This is a genomic window from Sulfitobacter sp. AS59, assembly GCF_038899995.1.
In the GTDB taxonomy this organism is placed as follows: Bacteria; Pseudomonadota; Alphaproteobacteria; order Rhodobacterales; family Rhodobacteraceae; genus Sulfitobacter.
The window spans coordinates 813,585-833,149 of the sequence record NZ_JBBMQK010000001.1 but is presented as its reverse complement, the minus strand read 5'-3'; the positions used below and the strand labels follow the sequence as shown (position 1 = coordinate 833,149).

Genomic DNA, 19,565 nt, shown 5'->3' with positions numbered 1-19,565 from the left:
GGTGCGAAGTTTAAGCGGGGCCATGGTGCGCGGGTCATTTACGGTCAGGTTTGGCGGGCGGCAGATGGGCCACAATGCGACATTCGATCAAGGCTCCGGGGCGGCGCAAATCTGCGACCTCAACCGCTGTCCATGCAGGCAGGGGAAGGCCCAGCATGTCACGCATGACATGGTCGACCTGATCAAAATGATATTTCAACCCGATGTGATAGCTGGTGAGTTCGACAATGCTGTCGGCGGTGCCACCCGCCGCGCCAATGATATGCAGCGCCTTGCCCAAGGCATTTCGCACCTGCGCTGCAATTTCGGGCGGCATCAAGCCTTCCGCATCGCCGCCCGTCGCACCGGTCAGGAACAGGAAATCCCCCGCGCGTACGGCGGGGGAGAACCCAGTTGCCGCAACAAGCTGGGCCAGTTCGGAGGGAGAGACAACCTGCCGCGCCATAACGGGTCCCTTATCCGGCCGGGGGTGGTGGGGGCGGCATGACGGTAAAGAGCTGGGCCAGTTCATCCACATCATCGGCTTTCATCCAGCCGTCTTGGCCCGGTGTCCATACGAATGTTTCGCGGGTCATTGCACCATCTGCGGCCATGCGGCCAAGGGCGGCCTTTGAAAACGGCCCCTTGGTTTGACCATTCTCGGCCAGATGCCAGACCTTGTCGGCAATCGGTGGGGGCGGCGGGGTGTGTGCGGCGGTCGGGCGCGGGCCCCAAGGACCAGCTTGGGCCGCTGCGGCAGCACCAATCTGCATGCCCAATCCGGCACCCAAACCGGCCTGCATCGCCGCACCTGCACCGCCATCACGGCCAAGCGCCTCGGCGGCTTGGAATTGGGTGTATTGGTTCAAATCACCAATCATTCCCATTGACGACCGTTTGTCCAATACCTGCTCAACTGCGGGCGGCAGAGAGACGTTTTCGACATATAGTTCGGGGATCGACAAACCATATTCGCCGACCGTTGCCGATATTTCGGTGCTGATCAGCTTGCCCAGCTCGCGGGTGTTGGCGGCCATATCAAGGATCGGGATTTTCGACATCGCAATGCTGCGCGAGAATTCCTGTACGATGATGTTGCGGATCTGATAGCTGATCTCGTCCATGGTGAATTCGCCGTCGGTGCCTACAATCTCGGTCAGGAAATGTGCGGGGTCAGACACTTTGACCGAATAGGTGCCAAAGGCGCGCAGGCGCACGGGGCCGAATTCCGGATCACGCAGGATGATGGGGTTTTTGGTGCCCCATTTCAGGTCATTGAACCGCGTGGTGTTGACGAAATAAATCTCGGATTTGAAGGGGCTTTTAAAGCCGTGATCCCAATGCTGAAGCGATGTCATGATCGGCATGTTGTTGGTCTCGAGCATATAAAGACCGGGGGTGAACACATCGGCAATCTGCCCCTCGTGAACAAACACGGCCGCCTGACCTTCGCGCACGGTCAGCTTGGCCCCGTATTTGATTTCGTGGCCTTCGCGTTCAAACCGCCAGACCATGGTATCGCGGGTGTCATCGGTCCAATGAATGACGTCGATGAATTGGCCAGATAGGAAATCGAGAATACCCATGGGGTTGGTCCTTTCGGTAAGGTGGCAGCAGTCTAAAGGGGGCCGCCCGTTAATTCGCGGGCGATGGTGCGGACGATTGGCGCGGCTTGTTCGGCGCTCATCCCCGCTTTGAGGCGGGGATCGTATAGGATTTTCAGCAGGTCTTCGTCGTGACGGGTCAGCAATGCAAATTCGTCGTCATCGTTAAAGATCGACGGGCGCGCGGTGGGGCTGTCATTGGCCAGACCTAGGCCTTGGGCCAGCTCTTCGTGAATGCACGATAGGCGCATCAGCGACGGGTTTTCGGCGCGGATCACGGCGACGGCGGCGGTGTAGGTGCTGGGATCAGCCCCACCTGCATAGGCCGCAACGATGCAATAGGTGTCGCGGCGCAGGTTGCGCAACGCGCTTAGGCTGGCGGGGGTGACACCGGGAATGCGCTGGGCTGCTTGAACAAGTGCGGCCTCACGGTCGTCTTCACCAGCAATGATCACCATGAAATTTGGATCACCACGCAGGGTGATCGGATGGCCGGTGATCCCCGACAGCCGCCCGGCATAGGCGCGCACCGCAGCACCGTCGGTCTCGCGAGTGGACGGCGGGACACTGTCGCCAAAAACAACAGCCATGCGCACAGGTTGATCCCAACGGCGCATCAACGTCTTTTCACCGCGCCCTGAAAAGCTGGCGTTATATTCGTTGTAAAACGCAATTTGTTCAAAGTTGCGCGCCAACATTTCGGCGGTATAGGGCGTGTCGGGGCCGCCACCGTCACTGCGCAGCAAACCTTGGCTTAACTGCGCTTGCTGCACCTGATTGAAATAGCTGCGCAGGCGCGCGCTTTCTTGTGATGTGGGCTGGGCCACATCCGGAAGGGGCAGGGCGGCCGCGTCGGGCCGCCCAATGGGTTTCAGGGTCGGGTTCACGCCTGATTGAAAGGCGCAGGCGCTTAGCAGCAATGCTGCTGCGCCTGTCACCATCCAGCGTTTGAACTGACCGCCCTTCAATGCCATCTAAGCGCCCTTGAATTATACCGCAGCTTTGGAGGCCGAGGCCGCGGCGAGTGTATCGCGCAGGTTTGCTTCCATTTCCTGCAGATCCTTTTCGGCAGCGGCCCGTTTGGCTTTGCCTTCATCCGCGATTTGCAGCGATTCCTCGATGGTGCCGATCAGGTCTGCATTGGCCTGTTTGACCGCTTCAATATCGAACACGCCGCGCTCCATCTCGGTGCGGATGATCTTGTTGCTTTCGCGCAGGTTTTTCGCGTTCGACGTCAGCAATTCATTGGTCAGGTCATTGGCTTCGCGCACGGCGACTGCCGCCTCGCGCGACCGCTGGATTGTCACGGCTTGCGCCAGTTGCGTTTCCCACAGCGGCACGGTGTTAACGAGGGTCGAATTGATCTTGGTAACCAGGGATTTGTCGTTTTCCTGAACCAGACGGATCGACGGAAGCGACTGCATGGTCACCTGACGCGTCAGTTTCAGATCATGCACGCGGCGTTCCAGATCATCGCGGGCGGCGCGCATATCGCGCAATTCTTGGGCCTTGATCACCTGATCGTTTTCATCTGCGGCCTCTACCGCGGCTTCCATTGCGGGAATATCCTTGGCGTCCAGTTCGGCCATCTTAGCCTCGCCCGCTGCAATATAAAGCGCCAGTTCATCGTAGAACTGCAATGTCTTTTCGTACAGCAAATCAAGGGATTTGATGTCTTTCAGCAGCGTGTGTTCGTGGCTCAGCAGCTCGTCCGTGACGCGGTCAATCTGGCCTTGGACCTTTTCAAACCGGGCTGTGAATTTGGCGAAGGGTGCTGCGCGGCCCAGCAGGCGTTCCCACCAGCTGCGGTCACGGCGGACGTCCAGTTCGGATACGGAAAAGCCACGGATGGTGGTGACGATGTTGCGCAGGCTGTCACCGGCGGGGCCGACATCCTTGTTGCGCACGTCTTGCAGCATCGCTTGGCTGATTTCTTGCAATTCGGCCTGTGCGGCAGACCCGAACGCGATAATCGACTGGGTCTCGGTCATGTCGATCTCGGCCATGCGGGTTTTGATTTCCTTGCTCACTTTGCCTTTGGCCTTGTCCAGCGGCACAATGGCGTCGGCGGGCGCGGGTTCGGCCAGCACAAGCGCGTTGACCTCTTCGACCAATGCTTCTGTTTGGGCGGCTTTTTCGCGAACGATGTCGGACATGTGGGTATATCTCTCTTTGCTGTGGTCAAGGCGCGTTACTTCAGGCGCACGCCTTCTCGGGAAAGCCGCTCGCGCAGCACATCAATCTCAATGTTCAGGTCTGTCTTGTCTTCCAATAGCGATTTTTGCGTGCGCGCGGCAAAGTTTTTGTCCAGATCATCCAGCAGGGCCAGATAGTCGGCGCGCGCCTGCGCATCGCGGGTATTGGCATAGATATCAGCAAACTTGAGCGTCGCATCGCGCGCACCCTGCAGATAAACCGACAGGTATTTTCGCGCGCCCGTCAAATCACGGGGGTCTTCCTCCACGGTGCGGATCAGAGTGCGGGCGGTTGTCTGGAAATCCGCCAGCCGCTCGGTGGCTTGACGGTCGCCCGCGCGTGCAATGGCAGTGCTCATGGCCGTCAGATGTTTTTCGGCCTCTTCGACCACACGGGCAACGCGGCCTTTTTGAAAGCTGTCGATCCCCTCCATCCCCTTGGACGAAAGTGGATCAATGCCAAAGGCCGACACATGCAGGCCAAGGGCCGCCAGCCCATAAATTACAGCAGCCGCAACGCCGGGGTCATTTTTATACGCGGCCAAACCAACGCCAAAACCGGTCAGAACGCTCGCGATCATCTTGCGGGGCAAGGCTGGGCGTTCCGCGACTTTGCGGGCGATATAAGCCGCCTCGGCCTTGAGCCCCTCGCGCAGCATAAGTGCTGCACCGGTCAGCGATCCGGCCGCGATCAGGCCCAAGGCCAACCCTTGCGCACCATCATTCAGGGACATGAAAACCAGTGGAATCGCGGGGATGAATAAAACATTCGCACGACCGCCGACGGGATCAACCTCGACCCGTCTTGCACCGGAGCGGTGCTGGGTAGGCTGGCCATCTGATTGCGCTGTGTCACCGTCTTGGCTGTATTTACCGCCGTACCGTTTCGCCATTACAGGCCCCCCAGCCAGCCCGTCGCCACGCCGAACAACAACACAATCAACGCAGCATAAGTGATCTTTTGAAACGGTGTGGGTACCATCTGGCCCTCTTTGTTTAGTCCGTAAGGGGATCGCAACATATTCTGCCCTGCACCCAAAACCCGCGCCATAATTGTTAACAGTACGTAGCCAATCACAAGGATTAGCACAAACAGCGCGGCAAATAGAAACAATCGACCCATCTAAATTTCCTTCTGTCCCATATATAGGGGCTCAGGCGGCGGGCCGCTAGGGATTCTGCGGGCACAGGGACCCCAACGTGCCCCCATGTGCAAATTTCAGGGTTTGCGGGTGCTTTTCACACGGGTGCCGAACTTGCGCGGGGCAGGTCCGTCTGATGCGGGGCGCGCGGGCTTGGATTTGCCGTAACCGGGCTTGGGCTTGCCGGGGATGGTTTTGCCTGTCGCGGTCTTTTCGCCCGGTTCTTTGGGCAGGCCGGGGCGACCGGGGCCGGGAACGCCGGGTTTGCGCGGCTTGCGCTTCACAATATGGCTCGGCTTTTTCTTAACGGCGGTGCCGGTGTTGTCCTCGATCTCAAGGCCCAACTGGTCGCGCACGACCTTGCGCTTCAGCTCTTCGACTTCGCCGGGTTTCAATTCACCCAGCTGAAACGGGCCATAGCTGGTGCGGATCAAGCGGTTTACCGACAGATGCACCGCTTCCATGGCGCGGCGAATCTCGCGGTTTTTACCTTCGCGCAGGCCGACGGTCAGCCACGCGTTTGCGCCTTGCTGCCGGTCTAGTGTGACTGTCATCGGTTGGAATTCTTCGCCATCGACTGTGATGCCTTTGCGCAAGGGCTCAAGCACTTCGTCAGAGGGGCGGCCATTCACGCGAACACGGTAGCGGCGCAACCAACCGTTCGAGGGCAGCTCAAGCTTGCGCTTCACCTCGCCGTCATTGGTCAGCAGCAGCAACCCTTCGGAGTTTAAATCGAGCCGTCCCACGCTCATCACGCGGGGCATATCTTCGGGCAGATCATCAAAGATCGTGCCGCGGCCTTTTTCGTCGCGGTTGGTCGTCACAATGCCTGTCGGCTTGTGATACAGCCACATGCGCGGCGGTTCAGGGTCGCCCACAGGTTTGCCATCAACGCTGATTTGATCGGCCGCCGTCACGTTCAACGCGGGCGAATCGATTTGCACGCCGTTGACGCGCACGCGCCCCGCTTCGATCATGCGCTCGGCTTCCCGGCGGCTGGCAAGGCCAGCGCGGGCCAAGACTTTGGCGATACGGTCGCCGGCGGGTGTGCCGGATTGGGGGGGCTGTGTGGGTTTATCTTGGCTCATAATTCAGCGCTTACCTTGTTTCATGCCCTTGCGAAAGGCCTGCATTTGCGGCCAAGTGCGGGGATGGCCTTTACTTCATATATGTCTGCCGCGTTGGAACAAGCCCGCGCCGCCGCCTTGCGCGGCGAGGTACCGGTGGGTGCCGTGGTCGTCGGACCACAAGGGCAGATCGTGGCCGCAGCGGGCAACAGGACGCGTGAGTTGAACGATCCCACCGCCCATGCCGAGATGCTGGCCATCCGCGCGGCCTGCGAAGCCGTCGGATCAGAACGGTTGGGCGGGCACGCGCTTTATGTCACGCTGGAACCCTGCGCGATGTGTGCGGGCGCGATTTCGGCGGCGCGGATTGCACGGCTGTATTACGGAGCCAGCGATCCTAAATCTGGCGGCGTGGCCCAAGGGGCGCGGGTGTTTAGCCATCCGCAATGCCACCATGTACCCGAAGTCTATGACGACATCGCAGGGCAAGAGGCCCAAGCCATGCTGACCGATTTTTTCGCAGGCAAAAGAAAAGGATAGCCCATGGCAAGCCGAGACGAGTTGAGCCTTTTCATCCGCGACGCGCTGGTCGCGGGCAAAAGCCGCGCAGAGATCACTGCCGCGTTGATCCACGCGGGGTGGAGCGAGAGCGAGATCAGCGACGCATTGGCTGCATGGGCCGAAACGGCATTTAGCCCACCGGTGCCACGCCCTGTGCAAACCGTGTCGGCGCGCGATTTCTTTGTTTATGCGCTGACCTTTGGCATATTGCTAGTCGGTGCCGTCAATCTGGTGATCGTGTTGCAGGTGCTTGTTGATTTGCTGTTCGAGGAGGACGGCTATGCAGCGTTCGGGCGGATTCGTTTTGGCGTGTCCGTTCTGATCGTCACGGCCCCGCTGTACCTGTGGCTGACCCTGCGCGAACGTGGCAGGTTGGCCCGTGACCCTGCGCTGCACCGGTCGGCAATCCGCAAATGGCTGACATATATCGCGCTTTTGCTGGCGGCTGGAACGTTGCTGGGGGATCTGGTCGCGACGATCTATGCCCTGCTGACAGGGGATTTCACCGCGCAATTCATGCTAAAGGCGGGGATCGTCGGGCTGGTCGCAGGTGGGATATTTCTGTTCTATTATAACGCGATACGGCAAGAGGACGCCGAATGAACCGCGTGTTGCTTGTCGGGTTTTGCCTGATGGTCGCTGTGGCAATCGGTGCAGGGCTTTGGGTGGTTGGCGGGCCGGGTTATGCCCGCATGGTCGAACAGGACCGCCAACGGGTATCTGACCTTGGCGCGTTGGCGGACCAGATCGCTTGTAAAGGCCAGTCAGAGCGCGAGTTGCCAGAGAGCCTTGCAGATGTGCAACCGTGCCCAGGATATCAGGATATACAACAGCGTGATCCGGTGACCAAGGAACCCTATGGTTATACCCGCCTAGACCCAAACAGCTTTGAGGTCTGCGCGGAACTGGCCATCAACCCTGAAACCGCGCGCAGGACGCTGCCGTATCGAAACGATCTGATCCTGCGCGACGGTAATATGGTCTGTATCAAGCGTCAGCTGCCTGTCGCGGAGTAACGCTAAAGCGTGATCGGTTCCATCACCTCAGGCTCAATCACATTGACGCCGGGCAGTCCTGCGACAAGGACCTCGGCGGATTGTTCAAGCGCGCCGAAGGTGCGGTAGTGGCAGGGGATCACGGTTTTGAAATCAAAGTATCTTTTGGCTGCATAGGCTGCTTGGGCCATGTCCATCGTGTAATCCCCACCCGCAGATAGGATGCCGATGTCGGGTTTGTGGTAATCCCCCATCCAATCCATGTCAGCCAAGATGCCGGTGTCACCCGAGACATAGATGGTGTGGCCTTCGCCTGAAATCATGAAGCCGGTTTCAGCACCCATGTAAATCGGGCCGTTATCGCCATCGACCGAAGACGAATGCGAAGCGGGCACCATGGTCACAGCCACCTTGCCGCATTTAATCGTGCCGCCCTTGTTGAATCCGGTCGTGTTTTCGACCCCTTGCGCGGCAAAATATCCCATCAGTTCAACCATACCCGCAACCGGCGCGCCGGTTTTCTGCGCCACCATCTTGAGGTCTTGGCTGTGGTCAAAATGGCCGTGGGTCACCAAAATCTGCGTGGTGCCCTCAAGAGCCGCGGCGTGGTGTTCATCGCCCAGCATCGGATTTCCGGTAAGCCAAGGATCGATCAAAATCACCTGATCTTCGATTTCGATGCGAAAGCTGCCGTGGCCGAGCCAGATGATATTCATGTGTCTTCCCTTTGGTTGATTCACCCGACTGTAGCGTGTGATGCAGATTTGGGGAGCCTCCGGCGGGAGTTTATTTGGCAAAATGAAGCTGAAGTGCGGGGAATGGGGCAATCACCGCCCGCCCAGACTTGCAGGGGGCTGCGGGGGGCGGTAAACGGCAGACAAAGAGATAAGGAGCGCCCATGTCCATTGACGAGACCACCGCCGCACGGGTGGCCAAGCTGGCCCGTATCAAGGTTGAACCAGACGCGTTGCCCGCGCTGGCACAGGAATTCAATACCATCCTTGGCTTCATCGAACAACTGAACGAGGTTGACGTTGAAGGTGTTGAACCGATGACGTCGGTGACGCCTCAGGTGCTCAAGCAGCGCGATGATGTGGTGCGCGACGGGGGCCAGCAGGCCAAGGTTTTGGCAAATGCGCCAGATGCGCGCGAAGGGTTTTTTGCGGTTCCGAAGGTGGTTGAATAATGGCTGATTTGAACAAACTGGGCCTTGCCGATGCGCGCGATGCGTTGCGCAAAGGCGATGTATCTTCGGTCGAGCTGACCAACGCATGTTTGAGCGCGATTGAAGGCGCGGGCGCCTTGAACGCCTTTGTCCACCACACCGCGGATCTGGCGGCAGATCAAGCCAAAGCGGCGGACGCGCGGATCAAGGCGGGCGACGCGCCTGCCATGTGCGGATTGCCCATCGGGATCAAAGACTTGTTCTGCACCAAGGGCGTGCCGTCGCAAGCCGGGTCACGGATTTTGCAGGGCTTTTTGCCCGAGTATGAAAGCACCGTGTCGCAGAACCTGTTTGATGCGGGTGCTGTGATGCTGGGCAAGCTGAACATGGATGAATTCGCCATGGGATCGTCGAACGAGACATCCGTTTATGGCAATGCTGTGAACCCTTGGCGGCGTGCGGGCGATGATGCGCCGCTGACACCGGGTGGATCGTCGGGCGGGTCTGCGGCGGCGGTTGCTGCGGATTTATGTTTGGCTGCGACCGGTACAGATACCGGCGGGTCGATCCGTCAGCCAGCAGCGTTTACAGGCACAGTGGGCATCAAGCCGACCTATGGCCGCTGTTCGCGTTGGGGCGTGGTGGCGTTTGCGTCCTCGCTTGATCAGGCCGGACCAATGACCAAAACCGTGCGCGATGCAGCGATCATGCTGGGTGCGATGGCGGGCTACGATGCCAAGGACAGCACATCGGCAGACTTGGCTGTGCCCGACTTTGAAGCGGCCTTGACCGGCGACATCCGTGGTAAAAAGATCGGCATCCCGCGTGAATACCGCATGGATGGTATGCCCGAAGAGATTGAAAAACTCTGGCAAGACGGCATTGCGATGATGCGCGATGCAGGGGCCGAGATTGTTGATATTTCACTACCGCACACGAAATACGCGCTTCCGGCCTATTATGTGATTGCTCCGGCCGAGGCGTCATCGAACCTGGCGCGCTATGACGGGGTGCGCTATGGTCACCGTGCCACGCTTGACCAGGGCGATGGCATCACCGAGATGTATGAAAAAACACGCGCACAAGGGTTCGGCCCCGAGGTTCAGCGCCGCGTGATGGTTGGAACGTATGTGCTAAGTGCCGGTTTTTACGACGCTTATTACAACCGTGCGCGCAAGGTTCGGACCCTGATCAAAAAGGATTTCGAGGACGCATTTGCCGCTGGCGTGGACAGCATCCTGACGCCAGCAACCCCGTCGGCCGCGTTTGGCCTGGGCGAAATGACCGATGCCGATCCGGTGGCGATGTATCTGAACGACGTCTTTACCGTGACCGTAAACCTTGCCGGTCTGCCCGGTATTGCCTTGCCCACGGGCACCAGCTCCAAGGGGCTGCCATTGGGCCTGCAGCTGATCGGACGCCCGTGGGAAGAGGCCGATCTGCTGTCTACCGCCTACGCGCTCGAGAAGGCGGCGGGCTTTGTAGCCAAGCCTGATAAATGGTGGTAAAAGACTGCCCATAAAGCAGTAAATGAAAAAGCAGGAAAAATGATTAAACCACTCTCGCTTGTTGCAGTTTTGGGCATGGCCCTATCTGCGTGCCAACCCGCAATCCCCGACAGTGGGCGCGGTGCGGGGTTTGATGATTTTCAGGCGGAGCAAGCCCAGCGTGACGCGGCCCTTGCTGCAAGCACGCAGGGGGCACTTCCGGCACCTTCTGCGGTGACCGCAACTGCGTTATCTGCCCCCGATGACGGCTCAGCCGCTGCGACGGCGGCTGAAACGGCGCGGGTTCTGGATGCAACGCGCCCCGGTGGCCTTGGCAATGACGCGACCACGAACTCCGGTGTTGCGCCGATCAACGCCAGCCCCGCAAACGCGGCCCCCCCGGTTCTGAATTCTGACGGGATTTCGCAGGAAAACAACTTTGACGCAGTTGCGGGCGAACGTACCATCGAAGGCGATGCCGCACGTATCGCGGCAAACCGCGCACAATACCGTGTTGTCGAACCCGAGGCATTGCCGGACCGTATCGATGCTGGCCCAAATATCGTTTCCTATGCTTTGCAAACCAAACATAGCGTGGGGACCACGATCTATACGCGCCGCGGTCTGAATAAGGAGCGCAAATATACGCGCGCCTGTGCAGAATACAGCCACCCCGATCAGGCCCAAATCGCCTTTCTCAGCGCAGGTGGGCCAGAGCGCGACCGCGCGGGCATGGACCCAGACGGCGACGGCTACGCCTGCGATTGGGACCCGTCGCCATATCGCCGGGCCATCAAGGGATAACCACCAAGCGTGGCCAACATGATCAAACACCCGTCACCAAATCAAGGGCCGCGCCGTAACGGGCTGCGGCCCTCGCTCGTTGTGATCCACTATACCGCAATGAAAACCGCCGCGGATGCGCTGGAACGGCTGTGCGACCCCGCAGCCGAGGTGTCAGCCCACTATCTGATCAGCGCCAAGGGCGAGGTCACGCAGATGGTTGAGGAAGACCAACGCGCCTGGCACGCAGGGCAGGGCGAATGGGCGACGCAAGACGACATCAACTCCCGCTCCATCGGGGTCGAGCTGGACAACACGGGCGATCATCCCTTCTCTGAGCCGCAAATGCGCGCGCTTGAGGCCCTTCTGCGGGGCATATTAGATCGGTGGAATATCCAGCCTGATGGCGTCATAGGACACTCTGACATGGCACCGGGCCGCAAATCAGACCCCGGCCCACATTTCGACTGGGCGCGCCTTGCACGACAAGGGCTGGCAGGCCAAGGCACCCCTAACCGCTCCGCCGCCGCCCCATCACCCGAAGCCTTCACCGCACAGGCAAAACAAGCAGGCTTTACCGCCGACGCAGCACTTGAGACGCTTTTGACCACCACACGCCTGCGCTTTGCGCCGTGGCGCACCGGACCGCTCTGCGCAGAGGACATGAACCTCTGCCACGCGCCTGCTTCCAAATGGAAATAAATCCCCGCCGGAGGCATCCCGGCCTCGAAATTCATTGACCCCACATAAAATAAAACGCTAGGCGTGCAGCGCGCGGAAGGCTGGATGGCCGCGGTCTTGGTAACAAGGTCGAGGAAAGTCCGGACTCCCAGGAAAAACGGTGCCGGGTAACGCCCGGGCGGGGTAACCCGACGGACAGCGCCACAGAAAACAAACCGCCACCCCGGCGGGTCGGGCAACCGATACCACCGGGGCGGTCAGGGTGAAACGGTGCGGTAAGAGCGCACCGCGGGGGTGGTAACATCTCCGGCACGGCAAGCCCCACCGGGAGCAATGCCAAATAGGGACCGCGTGCGGCGTCTGGCAACAGACAAAGCGGGGCTTTTTCTGCCCCAGCAGGTCCGGGTTGGCAGCTATAGCCCTGCAGGTAACTGCAGGGTCAGAGGAATGGTCATCCCCTGTCTTCGGGCAGGGACAAAATCCGGCTTATAGGCCTTCCGCGCATCTTTTCAGGCCCGTATCGGAATTTTTCAAAAATTCCGGCCCGGAAAATTCGAATTTTCCGGCTCCTTTCCGCATTGGTGGGGAAATAGCGGTTGACTCGGGGGCTGGCGTGACTAGAACCCAAATCTCAGGATTTCACGAGGCTTGGTCGAAAAGCGGCCTTCTCGTACTTGCAGGAGAACGACTATGGCGAAGCCAACCACGATCAAGATCCGTCTGAACTCGTCCGCGGGCACAGGCCATTTCTACGTCACAAAGAAAAACGCGCGTACCATGACCGAAAAGATGGTCATCAAAAAGTACGACCCCGTTATTCGGAAGCACGTCGAATACAAAGAAGGCAAGATCAAGTAAGATCTGCACTTTGAACGGAATGCAGGACCGCACCCTTGTGTGCGGTCTTTTGCGTTTGTACGACTGTTTATAAAGGTGCACGCGCCGCACCCGCATCCAAAGGCGACCCTATGCCCAAAGAAGGCCACTTCATAAACCGGAGCAACTGGTTGCGTGCGGCTGTGCTGGGGGCCAACGATGGCATCGTGTCCATGTCCAGCCTGCTGGTTGGTGTTACGTCGGCGGGCATGGCGTCTGGCAATGTGATGCTGACAGGCTTTGCCGGGCTGACCGCTGGTGCGCTGTCGATGGCGGCGGGCGAATACGTTTCCGTCTCCGCCCAAGCAGATGTTGAAGCCGCCGATTTGGAACGCGAACGCGTCGCCTTGGAAGAAGACCCCGATTACGAGCTTGAGGAATTGGCTGAAGGCTTGGAAAGCCGCGGTGTCGATGCCGCCTTGGCCGTCAAGGTCGCGGCCCAGATGACCGATCACGACGCCCTGGGTGCCCACGCCCGCGAAGAACTAGGTATGTTTGGCCTTGCAGGTCAGGCGAACCCCTTGCAGGCGGCAGGGGCCTCTGCGCTGGCCTTTGGCATTGGTGGTGCGTTCCCCTTGGCGGCCGCACTCGTGGCCCCGCGAGCCGCAGATATCAGCGCAATTGCAGCGGTCGCTGTACTAGCGCTGGTTTTGCTGGGCGGAGGTGGTGCCAAGCTGGGCGGTGCGCCCATGCGGCCAGCGATCATACGCGCGGTCGTTTGGGGCGTTGTGGCGATGCTGTTCACCGCCGGTGTCGGGCAGTTTTTCAACAGTGTTGTCTAGCGGCTGTTGCGCTTACAGACGGTAGCCCCCGGAAACTGTTAGAACCTCACCGGTAACAAAGCTTGCGTCATCGCTGGCCAGAAACCGCACGGCGCGGGCAATGTCTTGGGGCGTTCCGATCCGGCCCAATGCTGTTTCCTTCACAAACAGCTCTGTCAGTCCTGCAGGGCGCGGATTTTCAGCTATGTTGATGGCCCCGGGGGCGACCGCATTAACGCGGATGCCTTTTGGCCCCAACTCTTTCGCCATGGCGCGGGTCCACAGGTTTAATGCGGCTTTGCTTGCCCCAAAAAGTGCAGCCCCTTTGGGCGGCAGGACTGCATTCACAGCCGATATATTCACGACCGCCGCGCCGCTTTGCAAATGCGGCAGGGCGGCGGCCAACAAATCGGCGGGGGCGAGTACATTCACGGCCAGCAGCGCATGCTGATCGGCAGCGTCAAAACTGTCGAGCGGGGTTGAGCGCACGGCACCAGCATTGTTCACGATCACATCCAGCCGACCAAAATGCGCGATCAGCTTTTCCACGATATCTGCGCAAGCACCCTCTTTGGTCAAGTCCGCTTGGATGGCGAGGGTATCATCGGGCAAGCCCTGCGGTGGGGACCTGTGCCAGACAATCGCCACGTCATGATCTTGGGCCAAGTCATCAGCAATGGCGCGGCCGATGCCAATGGCACCCCCAGTGACAAGAACAGTTCTGGTCATGGGATGTGGACCTTTCATTCAGTTGCAGGGGCCGTTGGTACGTTAGCGCTGTTACCGGTCTTGCGGCGGAATATGCTTGGTCTTGGCGGTTTGTGCGGCGATGTCTTCTAAATCGTATTTCAGGCCGCGCCGCGTGGTCGAGGCGGGGTGATGCGCAAGGCTGACCCCGGCGCGGCGTGCCAGCGTGGGGCGGATCGGGCGCGGCACAAAGCCGCCCGCGCAATTGGGGCAGACGTTGTGCAGCACGTCGTCAACGCAGGCCGCGCAAAAGGTGCACTCGTAACTGCATATCCGCGCCTCTGTGGCGTCCGGCGGCAGGTCTTTGTCACACATCTCGCAATTGGGGCGTAGCTCAAGCATGGTACGGTCCTTTCCGTGCGTGGGGATGGGCCAAACAAACGCGACGGCAGGAGGGAATGCAAGGTTCAGGACATGAAAAAGGCCCGCCAGATTTCTCTGACGGGCCTTTATAGTCTCAAGCGTTTACGTCGCGCTTATTCGCGGTTGCCGAACAGTTGCAGCAACATCATGAACATGTTGATAAAGTTCAGGTACAGGCTCAGCGCGCCCATGATACCCGACTTTGCCAGCCACTCTTGATCGCCATGTTGGGCGTGCGCAAGATAGGTGCTCTTGATGTTTTGCGTGTCATAGGCTGTCAGACCGGCAAAGATCAGCACGCCGATGGCAGAGATCGCAAACACCAGGGCAGGCGAGCCCAGGAAGATATTGACGACAGATGCGACGATCAGACCGATCACACCCATGATCAAGAAGCTGCCCCAGCCAGAAATGTCTTTCTTGGTGGTGTAGCCCCACAGCGACAGGCCGGCAAAGGCGATCGATGTGATCAAGAAGATCTGGATAATCGAATAGCCTGTGAAGACCAGGAAGATCGAGCTGATGGAAATACCCATGACAGCGGCAAACGCGTAAAACAGCGTCTGTGCGGTCGCAGCCGAAATTCTGTTCATGGCAGCGCCAAGGCCAAAGACAAAGGCGAGCGGCGCAAACATGACAACCCACTTAAGCGGCGACATGTACAAAGCTGACCCGAACGAGGTCAGATATTTGTCAGTACCGATCTGCGCCACGGCGGCGGCAGGGTCTGTTGTAACTGCAAGACCGGAAATGGCCCAAGCAGCGGCAAAGGTGATCAGCATGCCAATCGACATGGTGCCGTACACCTTGTTCATATGGGTGCGCAGCCCCTCGTCGATAGCGGCGGCGCGGGATCCGGCAGCGGACCGGATTGTATTCACGTCGGCCATGAAAGTCCTCCAATTGGTAAAAGAGTTGCGGGATTGGTTTTCCGACCCCGGTATTGCATGGAATATCGGGTGACTGGCGCAGTTTTTCAAGGCTTTTCCGCTGATTATCAGTAAGTGGTTACAATAATGATAGCGCACTACCTGTACCGTGCTGGCACCGGTTTTCCAGGGTGGCTGGCACGGTGCCCGATCCTGTGGTGCGTACAGGCGCGAAACCAGTGCAGAACGGGTGATTTTGCGCGGAAAATCTGTCGATCCTCATGCCGTTTGGACAAAAACCTTGCACATTCCATCACAATTTCTAATGATTTGCCTTCCTGCATCACGAAAGTAGATGAATGAGAAACCTTGATATTACCACGCTCCGGTCCTTTGTCGCTGTGGCGGATTCCGGCGGCGTAACCCGTGCCGCGGGTTTCCTGCATCTAACCCAATCGGCTGTATCAATGCAGTTGAAGCGCCTAGAAGAGCTGCTGGGGTTGGAGCTGTTGGACAGATCCGGCCGCACCATTGCGCTGACGGCGAGCGGGGAGCAGGTGGTTGCCTATGCCCGCCGGATGATCGCGTTGAACGACGAAATGATCGGCCGGCTGACCGATCAATCCCACGAAGGGGTGATCAGCTTGGGTGTGCCCCACGACATCGTCTATCCGGCCATCCCCCAAGTGCTCAAGCAGTTCCATTCCGTTTTTCCGCGTGTGCGGGTTCAGTTGGAATCCTCCTATACCCGGACGCTCAAGGAAAGCTTTGCCAAGGGGGCGTGTGATCTGATCATGACCACGGAAAGCGGGCTGGATACGGGCGGTGAAACGCTATGTTCAAAACCGCTGATCTGGATCGGTGCACCGGGTGGTGCGGCGTGGCGTCAAAGGCCGCTGAAACTCGCCCTTGGCCGGTTTTGCACATTCCGCCCCAAGGTGGTCGAAGCGTTGGACCAGCATAAGGTCAAATGGGATTTGATTGTCGAAACGGAAAGCGATCGCACCATCGAGGCGACGGTCAGCGCCGATCTTGCCGTTCATGCGATGATTGACGGAACGGAACCCCCTCATCTTGAGCGGGTGCAGCATCACGGTGCGTTGCCGACACTGCCGTCGCAGAACATCAATCTCTACGGTGCTTTGGCGACGCGCAATATAGTGCATGATTCGTTGGCGGCCATGATCCGCGATATGTTCCGAAATTAGCGGTGCCGACGATATACCTTGGCTACGCGCACCGGTGACAGCTTGAATTGGGCGCGACGACCCTGTGCAGATTTGCCGCATTGTGTCTGCTAGGGCGATGGATCACTGACGCCTGTCAGGGATTTCCTCAATGAAGGCAAGAATATGATCTGATCACCCCGATAATGGGTAAGAGAAGTTTACAGGCGACACATAAATGCCTTTTTTCACATTTAGGTATCGCCGTGGACCCAAATACACGCATAAGGTGTGTGCGCTTTTCTAAAAACGTACCTCTTGAAATGTTCAAGTCCGGAATTGTTCCCCGAAGTTATTGGGGCATTTGCGCAATTGGACTTTATTTGTGTGTGTTTAAAGAGTAAATGAGGCCGTAAGACTGCGGAGACGGCAATTTTTGGCCATTTCCGCTAGATGTAAAACGTACTGCACATGGTTTGGTGCATGCAACTGGAAAGAGTATAGCGATGCCGCACAAAGTAGATGTTCATGTAGGACAGCGTATCCGTCAACGCCGTTGGTTGGCTGGAATGACGCAACAAAAGCTTGCAGAACTGGTGGGAATAAAATTCCAGCAGATCCAAAAATACGAAACGGGTGCGAACCGCGTTAGCGCGTCGCGTTTGTGGGATATTGCGGATGCTTTGGGTGTGGAAGTCGCGCATTTCTTTGAGGGGCTCGAGGCCGAAAAAGGCAAATCTGATGGGTTGTCACAAAGCATTCCTGCCGATTTGATCGGCGACAAGGAAGCGATGGATTTGGTGCGCTCGTACTATTCGATCCCAGAACATCAACGCCGCCGTCTTTTTGAACTGGCCCGCGTTTTGAGTGATGTCGCCTGATTTTAGCTGACTTAGCCTGACGGGCAAGTCCGTCAAGGTTATTGCAACGGTAATAAGTTGGTGTCACTGAAGGGGTCATGAAAATTTTAGATGACCTTGATCCAGACATCCTGCGGGTCGGCCATTTGTTGGCCGACGCCGCGCGCATAGAAACGCTGGCGCATTTTCGCGCGTCTGACCTTTCTGCTGACAATAAGCTCTCTCAGGGATATGACCCCGTCACCATCGCGGACCGCGCAGCGGAACGTGCCATGGTGGACATTCTGGCGCGCGAACGGCCGAATGATGCCGTTCTGGGCGAGGAATATGGCGCAGTTGCGGGCACGTCCGGCCTGACATGGGTTTTGGATCCGATTGACGGCACACGCGGTTTTGTTTCGGGCACCCCAACATGGGGCGTGTTGATTGCCGTGGGTGACAGCGACGGACCGTTTTTCGGGATCATTGACCAGCCCTATATCCGTGAACGTTTCATTGGGGGGCCGGGGCTGGCGACAGTTACGGGGCCAAGTGGCACACATGCGCTGAAAACGCGCCCCGCACGCGATCTGTCCGATGCTACTGTTTTCACCACCTTCCCAGAAGTCGGCAGTATCGCCGAGGGCGCGGCCTTTCAGCAGGTCGCGCAGCGCGCCCAACTGACCCGCTATGGTATGGATTGCTATGCCTATGCGTTGGTCGCTGCGGGTCAGATCGATCTGGTGATTGAATCTTGCTTGAATGCTTATGACATACAGGCCCCCATAGCCGTCATTCAAGCCGCAGGCGGGATCGTTACTGATTGGCAGGGCGGCCCGGCGCACCAAGGGGGGCGGGCAGTGGCGGCGGCGAACGCAGATATCCATGCGCAGGCGCTTGATATCCTGCGGACTTGCCCCGCGTGACGGATATTCTTATCCGTAATGCCGATCACATCCTGACGATGGACGATACGCGCCGGGAATTGGCCGGTGCAGACATCCTGATCCGCGATGGGGCCATTGCGAAAGTCGGGCAGGGGCTGTCTTGCGAAGGGGAGGTCATGGACGCGGCAGGATGTGTCGTGACGCCGGGCCTCGTGAATACGCACCACCATTTGTACCAGACATTGACCCGCGCGGTGCCGGGCGGGCAGGACGCGCTGTTGTTCGGCTGGCTGCGCACGCTCTATCCGATTTGGGCGCGGTTCACGCCGGACCATATGTTCACCTCAGCCCAGATCGGGCTGGCAGAACTGGCCCTGTCGGGCTGCACCCTCAGCTCGGACCACTTGTATCTTTATCCCAACGGATCGCGGCTGGAAGATACCATTCATGCCGCCCGCGAAATTGGTCTGCGTTTTCAGCCGACCCGCGGCGCGATGAGCATTGGCGAAAGTGACGGCGGTTTGCCGCCCGATGCTGTGGTCGAGGATGAGGCCACGATCTTGAACGATTGCATCCGGGTGATTGATGCCTTTCACGATGCCAGCCCGTCGTCGATGTGCCGCGTGGGCGTCGCCCCCTGTTCGCCGTTTTCTGTCAGCCGTGAATTGATGCGCGATGCTGCAATCTTGGCGCGGGACAAAGGCGTGATGCTGCACACGCATCTAGCCGAAAACGAAGAAGACATCGCCTATTCCCTGGAGAAATTCGGCTGTCGGCCCGGGCAATATGCCCAAGATTTAGGCTGGGTCGGGTCTGATGTTTGGCATGCCCATTGCGTCAAGCTGGACCAAAGCGAGATTGAGCTGTTCGCGCAAACCGGTACTGGCGTCGCCCATTGTCCCTGCTCGAACTGTCGTTTGGGATCGGGCATTGCACCGGTACGCCGGTTGCGCGACGCGGGTGTGCGTGTCGGTTTGGGCGTGGATGGATCGGCCAGCAATGATGCCAGCAACATGATCGCCGAAGCGCGCCAGGCGATGTTGTTGCAACGCGTCACACTGGGCGCTGACGCGATGAGCGCACGCGAAGCGTTGGAAATCGCGACCCGTGGCGGCGCTGATGTTTTGGGGCGCCCCGAATGCGGCCGGATCGCCGTGGGGGCACGGGCAGACATCGCCATTTGGGACGTCAGCGGGATCGAAAGCGCCGGCAGCTGGGACCCGGCTGCCTTGCTGATGGCCGGGCCACAGACCGTGCGAGATCTATTGGTCGAAGGCCGTAGGATCGTGGCGGACGGTCAGGTGCAAACCATCGACGTGCAGGCGCAGATCGCGCGTCAAAGAAACTTGGTGCAGGGTTTGCAAGCGCAGTTGTAAAACTGTTGACCGATCAAAAGGC

General features: G+C 58.8%; 24 protein-coding genes and 1 other RNA gene. 14 read left to right on the top strand and 11 right to left on the bottom strand.

Annotation, left to right across the window (positions count from 1 at the left end):
- Positions 1 to 34 precede the first annotated feature (34 nt).
- The 7 genes from WNY39_RS04185 to WNY39_RS04155 form a co-directional block, all read right to left on the bottom strand.
- Positions 35 to 445, bottom strand: coding sequence for a Rid family hydrolase (locus tag WNY39_RS04185; RefSeq protein WP_342844284.1), 411 nt, complete (start codon positions 443 to 445; stop codon positions 35 to 37).
- Positions 446 to 455: 10 nt separating this feature from the next.
- Entirely contained in the window at positions 456 to 1,565 is a 1,110-nt protein-coding gene (locus tag WNY39_RS04180; protein ID WP_342844282.1) for an SPFH domain-containing protein, read from the bottom strand.
- Positions 1,566 to 1,597: 32 nt separating this feature from the next.
- Positions 1,598 to 2,557, bottom strand: a complete 960-nt coding sequence (locus WNY39_RS04175) for a DUF2927 domain-containing protein (RefSeq protein WP_342844280.1) — start codon at positions 2,555 to 2,557, stop codon at positions 1,598 to 1,600.
- Between the two features lie 15 nt (positions 2,558 to 2,572).
- Positions 2,573 to 3,739 (bottom strand): toxic anion resistance protein, encoded by a 1,167-nt coding sequence (locus WNY39_RS04170; RefSeq protein WP_341234959.1) that lies wholly within the window; start codon positions 3,737 to 3,739, stop codon positions 2,573 to 2,575.
- 35 nt (positions 3,740 to 3,774) lie between these two features.
- Positions 3,775 to 4,671 carry a 5-bromo-4-chloroindolyl phosphate hydrolysis family protein gene (locus tag WNY39_RS04165; protein ID WP_342844278.1) on the bottom strand — a complete coding sequence of 299 codons (897 nt, stop codon included), beginning with the start codon at positions 4,669 to 4,671 and terminating at the stop codon, positions 3,775 to 3,777.
- Positions 4,671 to 4,901 carry a hypothetical protein gene (locus tag WNY39_RS04160; protein ID WP_342844276.1) on the bottom strand — a complete coding sequence of 77 codons (231 nt, stop codon included), beginning with the start codon at positions 4,899 to 4,901 and terminating at the stop codon, positions 4,671 to 4,673. The genes WNY39_RS04165 and WNY39_RS04160 overlap by 1 nt, the downstream gene beginning before the upstream one ends.
- 96 nt (positions 4,902 to 4,997) lie before the next feature.
- The gene (locus WNY39_RS04155) at positions 4,998 to 6,008 is read right to left on the bottom strand and encodes a pseudouridine synthase (protein WP_341234956.1); all 1,011 of its coding nucleotides are present in this window, start codon (positions 6,006 to 6,008) and stop codon (positions 4,998 to 5,000) included.
- Positions 6,009 to 6,071: 63 nt separating this feature from the next.
- On the opposite strand from WNY39_RS04155, the gene WNY39_RS04150 reads away from it, so the two are divergent.
- From WNY39_RS04150 to WNY39_RS04140, 3 genes are read left to right on the top strand one after another with little or no spacing between them, the layout of a single operon-like run.
- Positions 6,072 to 6,527, top strand: coding sequence for a nucleoside deaminase (locus WNY39_RS04150; RefSeq protein ID WP_342844273.1), 456 nt, complete (start codon positions 6,072 to 6,074; stop codon positions 6,525 to 6,527).
- 3 nt (positions 6,528 to 6,530) lie between these two features.
- Positions 6,531 to 7,151 (top strand): DUF5671 domain-containing protein, encoded by a 621-nt coding sequence (locus WNY39_RS04145; RefSeq protein WP_342844271.1) that lies wholly within the window; start codon positions 6,531 to 6,533, stop codon positions 7,149 to 7,151.
- Positions 7,148 to 7,564: a hypothetical protein gene (locus tag WNY39_RS04140; RefSeq protein WP_342844269.1), complete on the top strand. Its 417-nt coding sequence runs from the start codon at positions 7,148 to 7,150 to the stop codon at positions 7,562 to 7,564. Before WNY39_RS04145 ends, WNY39_RS04140 begins: the two co-directional genes overlap by 4 nt.
- Before the next feature lie 2 nt (positions 7,565 to 7,566).
- Here WNY39_RS04140 and WNY39_RS04135 read toward each other — a convergent pair whose 3' ends face one another.
- Positions 7,567 to 8,259, bottom strand: a complete 693-nt coding sequence (locus WNY39_RS04135) for a metal-dependent hydrolase (protein WP_342844267.1) — start codon at positions 8,257 to 8,259, stop codon at positions 7,567 to 7,569.
- 182 nt (positions 8,260 to 8,441) lie between these two features.
- Here WNY39_RS04135 and gatC point away from each other — a divergent pair, with 182 nt between their 5' ends.
- From gatC to WNY39_RS04100, 7 genes are all read left to right on the top strand, one after another.
- A complete protein-coding gene (gatC, locus tag WNY39_RS04130; protein WP_342844265.1) occupies positions 8,442 to 8,729 on the top strand; it encodes an Asp-tRNA(Asn)/Glu-tRNA(Gln) amidotransferase subunit GatC in 288 nt (95 codons plus the stop codon).
- Positions 8,729 to 10,216 (top strand): Asp-tRNA(Asn)/Glu-tRNA(Gln) amidotransferase subunit GatA, encoded by a 1,488-nt coding sequence (gene gatA, locus WNY39_RS04125; RefSeq protein WP_342844263.1) that lies wholly within the window; start codon positions 8,729 to 8,731, stop codon positions 10,214 to 10,216. Before gatC ends, gatA begins: the two co-directional genes overlap by 1 nt.
- A 39-nt stretch (positions 10,217 to 10,255) precedes the next feature.
- On the top strand, positions 10,256 to 10,999 hold the full coding sequence (locus WNY39_RS04120) for a hypothetical protein (RefSeq protein ID WP_342844261.1): 744 nt from the start codon (positions 10,256 to 10,258) through the stop codon (positions 10,997 to 10,999).
- Positions 11,000 to 11,017: 18 nt separating this feature from the next.
- Entirely contained in the window at positions 11,018 to 11,680 is a 663-nt protein-coding gene (locus WNY39_RS04115; protein WP_342844372.1) for an N-acetylmuramoyl-L-alanine amidase, read from the top strand.
- Positions 11,681 to 11,752: 72 nt separating this feature from the next.
- An RNA gene (gene rnpB / locus WNY39_RS04110) (RNase P RNA component class A) lies at positions 11,753 to 12,164 on the top strand.
- A gap of 185 nt (positions 12,165 to 12,349) precedes the next feature.
- Entirely contained in the window at positions 12,350 to 12,517 is a 168-nt protein-coding gene (gene rpmG / locus WNY39_RS04105; protein ID WP_005852281.1) for a 50S ribosomal protein L33, read from the top strand.
- A gap of 110 nt (positions 12,518 to 12,627) precedes the next feature.
- Positions 12,628 to 13,317, top strand: a complete 690-nt coding sequence (locus tag WNY39_RS04100) for a VIT family protein (protein WP_342844258.1) — start codon at positions 12,628 to 12,630, stop codon at positions 13,315 to 13,317.
- Between the two features lie 12 nt (positions 13,318 to 13,329).
- Here WNY39_RS04100 and WNY39_RS04095 read toward each other — a convergent pair whose 3' ends face one another.
- From WNY39_RS04095 to WNY39_RS04085, 3 genes are all read right to left on the bottom strand, one after another.
- Entirely contained in the window at positions 13,330 to 14,025 is a 696-nt protein-coding gene (locus WNY39_RS04095) for an SDR family oxidoreductase (RefSeq protein ID WP_342844256.1), read from the bottom strand.
- 51 nt (positions 14,026 to 14,076) lie between these two features.
- Positions 14,077 to 14,385 carry a DUF1272 domain-containing protein gene (locus tag WNY39_RS04090; RefSeq protein WP_342844254.1) on the bottom strand — a complete coding sequence of 103 codons (309 nt, stop codon included), beginning with the start codon at positions 14,383 to 14,385 and terminating at the stop codon, positions 14,077 to 14,079.
- Between the two features lie 134 nt (positions 14,386 to 14,519).
- Complete coding sequence (locus WNY39_RS04085; protein ID WP_341234944.1) at positions 14,520 to 15,296, bottom strand: Bax inhibitor-1/YccA family protein; 777 nt, start codon at positions 15,294 to 15,296, stop codon at positions 14,520 to 14,522.
- A 338-nt stretch (positions 15,297 to 15,634) separates the two neighbouring features.
- On the opposite strand from WNY39_RS04085, the gene WNY39_RS04080 reads away from it, so the two are divergent.
- The 4 genes from WNY39_RS04080 to WNY39_RS04065 all read left to right on the top strand — a co-directional run bounded on the left by WNY39_RS04080 (position 15,635) and on the right by WNY39_RS04065 (position 19,543).
- Positions 15,635 to 16,483 (top strand): LysR family transcriptional regulator, encoded by an 849-nt coding sequence (locus WNY39_RS04080; protein WP_342844251.1) that lies wholly within the window; start codon positions 15,635 to 15,637, stop codon positions 16,481 to 16,483.
- 464 nt (positions 16,484 to 16,947) lie between these two features.
- Entirely contained in the window at positions 16,948 to 17,322 is a 375-nt protein-coding gene (locus WNY39_RS04075; RefSeq protein ID WP_342844370.1) for a helix-turn-helix transcriptional regulator, read from the top strand.
- 77 nt (positions 17,323 to 17,399) lie between these two features.
- On the top strand, positions 17,400 to 18,206 hold the full coding sequence (locus WNY39_RS04070) for an inositol monophosphatase family protein (protein WP_342844249.1): 807 nt from the start codon (positions 17,400 to 17,402) through the stop codon (positions 18,204 to 18,206).
- Positions 18,203 to 19,543, top strand: a complete 1,341-nt coding sequence (locus WNY39_RS04065; protein WP_342844247.1) for an 8-oxoguanine deaminase — start codon at positions 18,203 to 18,205, stop codon at positions 19,541 to 19,543. Before WNY39_RS04070 ends, WNY39_RS04065 begins: the two co-directional genes overlap by 4 nt.
- Positions 19,544 to 19,565: the final 22 nt, after the last annotated feature.

Coding starts and splice junctions, on each gene's coding strand:
- WNY39_RS04140 (WP_342844269.1), top strand. CDS start 7,148: ATGAACCGCGTGTTGCTTGTCGGGTTTTGCCTGATGGTCGCTGTGGCA.
- WNY39_RS04155 (WP_341234956.1), bottom strand. CDS start 6,008: ATGAGCCAAGATAAACCCACACAGCCCCCCCAATCCGGCACACCCGCC.
- gatC (WP_342844265.1), top strand. CDS start 8,442: ATGTCCATTGACGAGACCACCGCCGCACGGGTGGCCAAGCTGGCCCGT.
- WNY39_RS04075 (WP_342844370.1), top strand. CDS start 16,948: ATGCCGCACAAAGTAGATGTTCATGTAGGACAGCGTATCCGTCAACGC.
- WNY39_RS04180 (WP_342844282.1), bottom strand. CDS start 1,565: ATGGGTATTCTCGATTTCCTATCTGGCCAATTCATCGACGTCATTCAT.
- WNY39_RS04090 (WP_342844254.1), bottom strand. CDS start 14,385: ATGCTTGAGCTACGCCCCAATTGCGAGATGTGTGACAAAGACCTGCCG.
- WNY39_RS04085 (WP_341234944.1), bottom strand. CDS start 15,296: ATGGCCGACGTGAATACAATCCGGTCCGCTGCCGGATCCCGCGCCGCC.
- WNY39_RS04070 (WP_342844249.1), top strand. CDS start 17,400: ATGAAAATTTTAGATGACCTTGATCCAGACATCCTGCGGGTCGGCCAT.
- WNY39_RS04115 (WP_342844372.1), top strand. CDS start 11,018: ATGATCAAACACCCGTCACCAAATCAAGGGCCGCGCCGTAACGGGCTG.
- WNY39_RS04120 (WP_342844261.1), top strand. CDS start 10,256: ATGATTAAACCACTCTCGCTTGTTGCAGTTTTGGGCATGGCCCTATCT.
- WNY39_RS04100 (WP_342844258.1), top strand. CDS start 12,628: ATGCCCAAAGAAGGCCACTTCATAAACCGGAGCAACTGGTTGCGTGCG.
- WNY39_RS04145 (WP_342844271.1), top strand. CDS start 6,531: ATGGCAAGCCGAGACGAGTTGAGCCTTTTCATCCGCGACGCGCTGGTC.
- WNY39_RS04135 (WP_342844267.1), bottom strand. CDS start 8,259: ATGAATATCATCTGGCTCGGCCACGGCAGCTTTCGCATCGAAATCGAA.
- WNY39_RS04170 (WP_341234959.1), bottom strand. CDS start 3,739: ATGTCCGACATCGTTCGCGAAAAAGCCGCCCAAACAGAAGCATTGGTC.
- WNY39_RS04080 (WP_342844251.1), top strand. CDS start 15,635: ATGAGAAACCTTGATATTACCACGCTCCGGTCCTTTGTCGCTGTGGCG.
- WNY39_RS04175 (WP_342844280.1), bottom strand. CDS start 2,557: ATGGCATTGAAGGGCGGTCAGTTCAAACGCTGGATGGTGACAGGCGCA.
- gatA (WP_342844263.1), top strand. CDS start 8,729: ATGGCTGATTTGAACAAACTGGGCCTTGCCGATGCGCGCGATGCGTTG.
- WNY39_RS04165 (WP_342844278.1), bottom strand. CDS start 4,671: ATGGCGAAACGGTACGGCGGTAAATACAGCCAAGACGGTGACACAGCG.
- rpmG (WP_005852281.1), top strand. CDS start 12,350: ATGGCGAAGCCAACCACGATCAAGATCCGTCTGAACTCGTCCGCGGGC.
- WNY39_RS04095 (WP_342844256.1), bottom strand. CDS start 14,025: ATGACCAGAACTGTTCTTGTCACTGGGGGTGCCATTGGCATCGGCCGC.
- WNY39_RS04150 (WP_342844273.1), top strand. CDS start 6,072: ATGGCCTTTACTTCATATATGTCTGCCGCGTTGGAACAAGCCCGCGCC.
- WNY39_RS04185 (WP_342844284.1), bottom strand. CDS start 445: ATGGCGCGGCAGGTTGTCTCTCCCTCCGAACTGGCCCAGCTTGTTGCG.
- WNY39_RS04160 (WP_342844276.1), bottom strand. CDS start 4,901: ATGGGTCGATTGTTTCTATTTGCCGCGCTGTTTGTGCTAATCCTTGTG.